This window comes from Sulfuriferula thiophila, assembly GCF_003864975.1.
Lineage (GTDB): Bacteria > Pseudomonadota > Gammaproteobacteria > Burkholderiales > Sulfuriferulaceae > Sulfuriferula > Sulfuriferula thiophila.
The window spans coordinates 1-6,404 of the sequence record NZ_BHGL01000029.1; the positions used below are offsets into that span (position 1 = coordinate 1).

A 6,404-nucleotide genomic window follows, 5' to 3' on the forward strand; every position below is an offset into this window, starting at 1 on the left:
TCCCACCTAAACACAAACTCGCTATGGCCGCTTAACCTCTACTTTTAACTGCGGTTATTAATGGGGGGATTACCCTTCATTTGTGTATTTTTCCAACTCTTAACAATTTCCCATTTACTTCTGTAAATAGATTGCTTTGTAATGATTTCTCGCCGATTGCAGGTGTGTCACAAGATAGGCCATATAGAATATCTCTGTAGTAAATATCATTTGCATCGTTATTTATTGCTACACCTTTCTTATTACGGAAAACAGTCATTCCGTAATTCTCAACTTCATAAAAATACCCCATGTTTTCAAAACCAAAATAGGCATAAACATCGGTTTTGCCAATATCTTCACTGTGTGCATAGCCTCGATATAGCATATGGGAATTTTTATTATTGGGGGTGACGCAATATGACAGTTCTATTTTCTTTTCAGTACCGAATCTATATTCAATATAGCTGTTAGTTTCTCCTTGTTTCGCAGACGCACAAATGGAAACGATTTTATTTTTATCTCTATTTGTCATTGAACAAGAAAAAACTATGATTTCATTTTCTGCATTACATAGTGTTGATTTGGGCGTTTCTTGAGAGAGAGACGGTAAGCTTAGTAAGCTACTAGTCAAGAAAAGAAAAATTTTTAATTTCATTTGAATGCAGCTCCTGCAATAATAAATGCGTTTTGTCGTTCTGCTAATCCTTGTTTCCCGCCATTGATTAGTTTTGATATTTTTTGAACATTGGTTGGCGTACTGCCTTTGTCTGCAAGTTGCCAGCCATATGCCCCATGTTTATCCTTATAAGTTATCCAAAACCAAATGGCGGATTGAATTGCATAGGGTGTCTGATTCACAATTCCTGGGTTATTAACTGAATCTGGTGCTTGGCCTTCAAAGTGCTTGGGGTAGTCATTCATGAAGCCAGAGTATTTTTCATAGCCAGTAATTTGAATAAGACCACGCCCTCGAAAATTGTAACCATCATTTGGATGGTCATCTCTATTACCATTAAGTTTGCCAAAATGTTTTCTTCCAATAGCTTCCTGATCTGCATGGCGCATAATTTTCCCTGCTTTCCCATTGATAGATGGTGCACGTAAATACCCATCTTGCGTTGCTTCGTCAGAATGTACCTTATAGTAGTCACTAAATCCCATGAGTGTTTTGGGCGAGTATTCCCAGCTTTCATTTACAGGCTTCATCTTTGGTCCCGTCTCGCCTTTAATTTGCGCAAAGAAGTGCGCTCGACGTAAAGGGGTATCCAGATGATATTTAACCAAATCCTTATTGCATTCATTTGCAATTTCTTGTAAAAAACCATCTTTCGCCGCTGGAAAAATCTTCTTTAACTGCACCACTGTAATTTCCCCCGGCACGGGTCGTCTAGGTCTGGCTTGCGGTTGCCCATTTTCATTATTGATCTGCTCAGGCGTAATACCTTGTGGATCAGTTGGCGAAGGTGCAGCGGCAGGTGCTGGTGCAGGCTTGTCTGGCCGTTTGTTAGGTAAGGTATTAGGCAGCTTATCTGTTTTACCAGGCACCTTGAATGTTTTCATTATTTTACGCACCAGCTTCTTGCGTCCAGGCTCCGCCACAGCGTCATCCAGCTTTTTATAAGCCTTTGCTTTGCGCGACCACACAAAAATATGGATAGGGTTAAAGCTGGTAGGTGTTAACTCTACGCAATAGTTCTGCGTAGTGGTCTCACCACTTTTCTCATGACCATCGTATTTTATCTTGTACTTAGCGCTATCCAAGCCTTCCAGATAACGGTTCACGAAACAAATCATTACTTTACCCGGTTTGTCGGGATTCCCTAACACGTCATCCAGAAAATCCTGCCAAGCGCTCATGCTGCATCCCCATCTGTATCAACTGCCTGTATATCTACAACATCTTCCCACTCGTTTTCCCCCACAAAAATATCAACAGGGCGGGCTGAGGTACTCATTGCAAGTTCAGATCGACCAATTTCATCAATGTTGCCACTGCCAAGTAGTTCAGGTGCATTACCCTGACTCCATACTTCATATTGCGCACCCTCAAGTTGTGGATCATTTTTGAAGAAGCTGCCGATGTCCAGTTCAATCCCGTAGTTTGTCGTTTCAGGTAATGTCGCCGTTGCCGACGGCAAAGCCCCCAGCATTGCGCTATCACTCCCCCCACTACTAAACGGATGACTCGCCCCTTTCACCGAGAACACCCCCGGACACGCAAAGGTAATATTGCCGCCCTCCAGCGTAATGGCCGACTGCCCGGCCTGCAGCACAATCTTCTGCTGGGCTTCGACCAGTATGCTGTTATGGGTACTGGTGACGGTAATCGACTTATCTGCCAATATCTCCATCGCATCAGTGTGAGCCGCCAGTGACACCGGTGCATTGCCTGCAATCGCCATCAAGCCCCCATCATGGGTAAACAGCGTCATCGCATCACCACTGTTCATACTTACCGTATGCTGTGCCGCCCAATGGCTATCGCCTTGTGTCGTCCAGTTTATATTCCCTTGCGCAAACAGCAGCATGCTCTGCGATGTGGCTGCATTCAGACTCGCATCACTGTCCAGACTCACAATAGGCGCATCAAAGCGCAATGCCTTGGCGGCAGCTGAGTCAGCCTTGGGTTGCAACTTCAACATCAAATCAGGGACGGACTTCAATGCACTATCGGATATTTGCGCAGACTGCGCCACTGCTGCATCGCGCAAGGTCTTGTTCAAACTGTCTGCTGCCGTTAACTGGCTCGCCGCCTCACTCACATCCAGCTGAGTAGACGTCACACTGGCACCGGATTGGCTGCGTTGAGCCGTGGTCAGCCACACACCTTCGTTACCGCGCAACTGCCCCCACGCATCGGTACGCGCCTCCAACCCCAATCCTCGTGCCGTACCGCGCAGCGCAGAAGCTGGCACCCGGCTGCGTAGCCAGCCCAGATTCAAAGCCGTATTGGCCGCGCTGGTAGCGAGCTGGGTTTGCAGCTCATTCGGCGCGTCATCCACCAGCCACTGGTTAAAGCCATCCCCACTGAAATTCTGGCTGTGCCAGCCGGAGACCACACCGGCGTGATCCATGCCACCATCGACACCGGCAGCAAAGGGCGGGGTATCCACGCCGTTATATAAGCTCGCCACGATTACCGGTTGGTCGATGTCGTTGTTGATGAAGTCCACCAGCACTTCAGTGCCGATGCGCGGGGTGAAGGAGCTGCCCCAGTTGGGGCCAGCCAGTGCTTCGGCAACGCGCACCCAGGTGCCGGATTGGTCGTTGCCGGGCGCGTGACCGGTGCTGTCAACACTGTTGCCGGTATCCGTCAATCCACCGGGGTTGGGTGATATGCCGCGCTGCCAATGTTGCTGGGAAATGTTGTTTTGTAAGACTCGACATTGATCTTCTTGTAAGGCCTGACCACGGCCTTTTTGTGGGTGGCCCACATGTTTCTACTTTACACCATCGATATATTCGATTTGACCATCTGTAAGATGAATTTTACCAATAGGGGATTTTTCAAAGTCAGGATGTATGTACCAATCGATATATATATTCACCCTGCACGTATACAGCACCATTTTGTTGGCGCGTAGCGTTTTCATTATAACTTAGTGCTTTTGTACAACTAGAAATAAGTTTCGAGAATGGTTTTGTAATGTGACCACTAGTCGTTATGTTTATAACAGTAAGGAAAGACTCAACCCCCCCGCCACATTCACCACCAAAACCCCCATCATGAGTTCGCATTGAATAAAGTAATGGGATGTATTCGTTTTTGCCGATGGTTACAGATTCAGGTGCGAAAAATCCCATATATTCAACCTCACCATTTAAGGCCGGAGATCGGCCTGACGGTATTTTAACTACAACATATTTTTTACCATGCAGATTGGGCATACCAAGCCAGACTTCATTGGTTTTTTGGTTAAAGTGAAAATTAATGCATCCTGCCGTCGTCGACAGCGTATTTTGATATACACCATGGTCCTTATTTACTGAGCAGATTTTATTCTGTGCCGCATTAGCCATCGTTGAAGTTATTGAGATTAATAACAAAAGGCTTGCTAAATTAAATGCCTTGATTAACTTGATGCCTATCTTTTTTAAATCTTCCATTGTTTTGTTTTTATTGATAAATTCATCATTTTTGTAATTTATGTAGTATCGTTTTTAGATTATCACAATCGGCTTTTTCGCCAGTCTCAAGAACGTCTGGACACACTAAACTTTTATATAGAGTCAATTGTTCTTCTAATATGACATCTCTACATCCAAAATACTGAAAATCAGAATCAGGAGTGTAACTTGCACCCCATTCATTAAAAGCGGCTGTAATTAATGCGCACTGAGTGTCGGTTCTTTTTAACCACGACTCGTGATTTTTAATTAGCGTTTTGATATTTTTTGATGGTATGGTTCTTTGTAGATTTCTGTATAGAAGATTTAACTCGATGAGTTTTTTTGAATAAGATTTGCGCATGCAGTCAATGTATTGATCTCGATTGTGCAAGTTATTAGCATCGCAATTATCTACGGCACGTGTTGACGTAGAAACAAATGCTATGAAAATAAAAAGAATTAAATTAGTGACTCGCATCGTAATTTCCATTATCGAAAAGATTGGCTTCGCTGTTCCTGCGGTTTGTCAAGCCCTGAATTGGTTTTCCTTGAGCTTTGTTGTATTCTTTGAGTTTTTTCGTTATATCTGAATAACTACCTGTATTTACCAGATTTAGCAATGGAATGCCGTGATTACGGAGGTTGTATATAAAATCTACTAGTGCATCATATTCATGCTGATAGAGAGGAACTACCACTTTTTTATTTATAAGTTTTTCAGATTCAGTGAGCGAAATTTTTAGAAGTTCAATTGCTCTTTCTTTGCTGATCCCAGCTACAAAGGGGGCTTCTGATGCACTTCCATTTATTGGCCCTGTATGTACCAAATATCCGTAACCAATAGTCGCATTTCCTGCTGCGGCTCCATCATGATCATACATTTTAGGGCTGAATTTTTCCCATTCTTTAATGAATGTTATTCCCTCCTCAGATATTTTCCAAGGTTTCCAAAGCCTATCAGTCGTACCTACCTGTAGTGAGTTCGGAGTTGTATTGGTTGTCCCCGTAGCAATTGGTGCGTCAGACACTATCTTCCTCCTTTATGCATTGTCTATGTGTCCAATGTGTATATCTATTTTTTGTGCATTATCGGTTTCAAATCTTTCCGTTTTTCCATCCTCATCTGTTACACCATGCACAATTTGATTTGAGGGTAATTTGGCGGTATATGCCATGCCAGCAAGCGGCTTCCCTGTACCATCTTTAAGGATAAATTGCTCATCATGCGGCAATTCATTAGGTAATCTGAATTTTAGATTTTCACTCGGCAAAGCCCCCAACACAGCCACATCCCTAGCCCCACCCGAGAACGGATGCGCCACCCCCTTAACCGAGAACGTCCCCGGGCAGGTAAAGGTAATATTGCCACCCTCCAGCACAATGGCTGACTGCCCGGCCTGCAGCACAATCTTCTGCTGCGCCTCTACCAGAATGGCATGGTTGGTACTGGTCACATTGACAGACTGATCAGCCAGTATCTCCAGCGCATCGGTATGCGCCGCCAGCGACACCGGCGCATTGGCCGCAATCACATGCATGCCACCGTCATGCGTAAACAACGTCGTTGCATCGCCGCTGTTGATACTCACCGTGTGTAGAGCCGCCCAATGACTGTCACCCTGCGTCGTCCAATTGAGAGTGCCTTGCGCAAACAGCAGCATGCTTTGCGGCGTTGCTGCATTCAAACTCGCGTCACTGTCCATGCCAACAATCGGCGCATCAAAGCGCAGCGCCTTGGCTGCCGCAGTATCCGCCTTGGGTTGCAGCTTCAACATCAAATCAGGGACGGACTTCAATGCACTATCGGATATTTGCGCAGACTGCGCCACTGCTGCATCGCGCAAGGTCTTGTTCAAACTGTCTGCTGCCGTTAACTGGCTCGCCGCCTCACTCACATCCAGCTGAGTAGACGTCACACTGGCACCGGATTGGCTGCGTTGAGCCGTGGTCAGCCACACACCTTCGTTACCGCGCAACTGCCCCCACGCATCGGTACGCGCCTCCAGCCCCAAGCCGCGTGCCGCACCGCGCAATGCCGAGGCAGGTACACGGCTGCGTAGCCAGCCCAGATTCAAAGCCGTATTGGCCGCACTGGTAGCGAGCTGGGTTTGTAACTCATTCGGTGCATCATCCAGTAGCCACTGGTTATAGCCATCGCCACTGAAATTCTGGCTGTGCCAGCCGGAGACGACCCCGGCGTGATCCATGCCACCATCGACACCGGCAGCAAAGGGCGGTGTATCCACGCCGTTATATAAGCTCGCCACGATTACCGGTTGGTCGATGTCGTTGTTGATGAAGTCCACCAGCAC

General features: G+C 46.2%; 7 protein-coding genes. All 7 read right to left on the bottom strand.

Annotated features, from left to right (window positions below):
- Positions 1-76: 76 nt before the first annotated feature.
- Positions 77-637 carry a hypothetical protein gene (locus tag EJE49_RS09700; protein WP_124950284.1) on the bottom strand — a complete coding sequence of 187 codons (561 nt, stop codon included), beginning with the start codon at positions 635-637 and terminating at the stop codon, positions 77-79.
- A complete protein-coding gene (locus tag EJE49_RS09705) occupies positions 634-1,839 on the bottom strand; it encodes a glycoside hydrolase family 19 protein (protein WP_124950286.1) in 1,206 nt (401 codons plus the stop codon). The genes EJE49_RS09700 and EJE49_RS09705 overlap by 4 nt, the downstream gene beginning before the upstream one ends.
- Positions 1,836-3,416, bottom strand: a complete 1,581-nt coding sequence (locus EJE49_RS09710) for a type VI secretion system Vgr family protein (RefSeq protein ID WP_124950288.1) — start codon at positions 3,414-3,416, stop codon at positions 1,836-1,838. Before EJE49_RS09710 ends, EJE49_RS09705 begins: the two co-directional genes overlap by 4 nt.
- A 79-nt stretch (positions 3,417-3,495) precedes the next feature.
- A complete protein-coding gene (locus EJE49_RS09715; RefSeq protein ID WP_124950290.1) occupies positions 3,496-4,089 on the bottom strand; it encodes a hypothetical protein in 594 nt (197 codons plus the stop codon).
- 25 nt (positions 4,090-4,114) lie between these two features.
- The gene (locus EJE49_RS09720; protein ID WP_189941820.1) at positions 4,115-4,570 is read right to left on the bottom strand and encodes a lysozyme inhibitor LprI family protein; all 456 of its coding nucleotides are present in this window, start codon (positions 4,568-4,570) and stop codon (positions 4,115-4,117) included.
- Positions 4,557-5,120 carry a lysozyme gene (locus EJE49_RS09725; protein WP_124950294.1) on the bottom strand — a complete coding sequence of 188 codons (564 nt, stop codon included), beginning with the start codon at positions 5,118-5,120 and terminating at the stop codon, positions 4,557-4,559. The genes EJE49_RS09720 and EJE49_RS09725 overlap by 14 nt, the downstream gene beginning before the upstream one ends.
- Positions 5,121-5,132: 12 nt before the next feature.
- The coding region (locus EJE49_RS09730; RefSeq protein WP_223246904.1) for a type VI secretion system Vgr family protein at positions 5,133-6,404 on the bottom strand (1,272 nt) is incomplete at its 5' end.